The sequence below is a fragment of the Leptospira bandrabouensis genome (assembly GCF_004770905.1).
Lineage (GTDB): Bacteria > Spirochaetota > Leptospiria > Leptospirales > Leptospiraceae > Leptospira_A > Leptospira_A bandrabouensis.
This window is the reverse complement of sequence record NZ_RQHT01000018.1, coordinates 1-2,054: the sequence shown is the minus strand read 5'-3', so window position 1 is coordinate 2,054 and position 2,054 is coordinate 1. Positions and strand designations below refer to the sequence as shown.

At 33.6% G+C, this 2,054-nt stretch carries 2 protein-coding genes; both read left to right on the top strand.

What is annotated here, in order from left to right; genetic code table 11:
- Positions 1–1,799, top strand: a 1,799-nt coding sequence (locus EHR07_RS19245) for a hypothetical protein (protein ID WP_244288979.1), incomplete at its 5' end; no start/stop codon positions are given.
- A gap of 19 nt (positions 1,800–1,818) precedes the next feature.
- The coding region (locus tag EHR07_RS19010) for a hypothetical protein (protein ID WP_135746614.1) at positions 1,819–2,054 on the top strand (236 nt) is incomplete at its 3' end.

Here is a 2,054-nt window from a genome sequence, read left to right as displayed (position 1 = left end):
AACCAGTAGACAATTTTCCAAATATAAATGATCTAGAAGAAATTAATCCTTATGATTTAATGATTGAAAGAGATAAAAAAGGATCAAAAGGAAAGGAAACATCATTTAAAAATGAAATAGAATATGAGAATTATCTTAAATCAATCGGTAAGGGAGGAAATTCAAAATATCTTGACCCATATATTTGGGGGGAAATTGCGAAGGGTAAACTAACAGGAAATTATTCACACTATGAAGAATCAGACCAATCTAAAGCATTCAAACATGGAGCCGTCCAAGGTGCTACGTTTAATTTCGGTGACGAACTAGAAGGTAGAGCCAAACAATTCTTAGATGGTGCAAACTATGAAACCGCTAGAGATTCCGCAAGAGCCGAAAATCAAAGATTGCAAGAGGTTTCACCTAACGCATATATGGCAGGGGAAATAACTGGTTCATTGGCAGTTCCTGGAATGGGAGCTGGTAAACTAGGAACTAGAATAGCCTCTGGTATGGCACAGGGGGGACTAGATGCCTATGGTAGAAATGAAAATCCAGATGATTTAATATCAGATGTAGGAACAGGAATTGCCATAGGTGGAGCCGTTCCATTAGCATTCGAGGGATTAGGTGAAGGTGTTAAACGGTTAAATTCTTTAATGCCAAAAGCAGAAACTATAAAAAAAGCAGGGTTTGTAGTCGCTAACAATACAAAAAACAGAGCATTAGGCTTGTTATTTGATATGCCTGAAGACTCTATAGACGAAATTTTAAAGAATCCTGAAAAAGTTAAAAATGCCCTGTCATTACAAGAGATAGGCGAAAGAATCCCTGAATCTATTTCTATTCTTAATAAAGAAATTTCATCATTAGATGGTAAGGCATGGGACTTGTTAGACGAAACAAAACAATTTGGACATTCTAACAAAAAGCTAGAAGGAATCATAGATGGAATTCAAAACAATCTAATGACAGAAACCAAACAAGGTTTAATTCCTATTGGTCTAGCAGAAGAAAAAGCATATTTAAAATTAGATCAAATTAAAGAAAAAATTAATCAATATGATGATGTTTTATCTGAAAGACAAGTTAAAAAACTAATTCAATCATTAGATAACGACATAGACTGGGAAAGAATAGATAACTCATTACCCGATCAAATGGTTAGAGATTTAAGATTTCAATTTGATGATTTACTTAAACAAAATAATACAGCCTATGCTGAAGCTATGAAACCAGTTTCAACACTAACAGACCTTAGCCAATACATTAAAAGTCAATTTGGTATAAAGAAAGGTCAGGGTGGAGTAGATGGATTAGTAGCTAGTGACCTAACATTAAGTAAACTAAATAATACTTTGAATGATAGAAAAGCATTTACTCAAGACAAGTTAAAGGAGTTTGGAAGAATTACAGGACAAGATATTTTAGATGAGACTAAATACTCAAAACTTGCTAACTCATTAGATTCTACTACTACTCAAGGTTCTAGAAAAACTAATATGGGAGCATTGGCATTAGGAGGAGTAGGGACGGCTATAGGTTCTATGGTAGGTTCTCCAGCCGTTGGCGGTGCTATCGGTGGAGCTGTAGGGGGTGCGGTTGGTTATACTCTAGATAAATATGGTCGAAAGATGGGAAAGAAATTATTGTTAGAGGGTGGTAATCCTAATCAATATGTTTCCAAATTTAGAGGCACTAAGTATTTTAAACCATTATCTGAATCTTTAAAACGAGGAAATAAATCATTAGCAGTAACTCACTATCTACTGTCAAAAACTGATCCAGAATTTAGACAAATGGATTCAGAGGAAGAATGAAGGTGGCTACTAATTATGTATGTTCCAATTTGTTCGAATAATTACTCATCCATTATATTCTGTTAATGAAGGTGTTTTAAAATTTTTTGAGGAGGAATTTATACCTTTTTTTAAAGAGGAGGATTCTAAAAAAAAGGAAAAACTTTATGCTGATTTACTCAGAGATATTAACCTAAAAATTAAACAGAAAGCAGAAAACTTTTTTAAAAAATTAGATTTGGATGTTAAATTAGATAGTTGTGGAACTGTTATAGC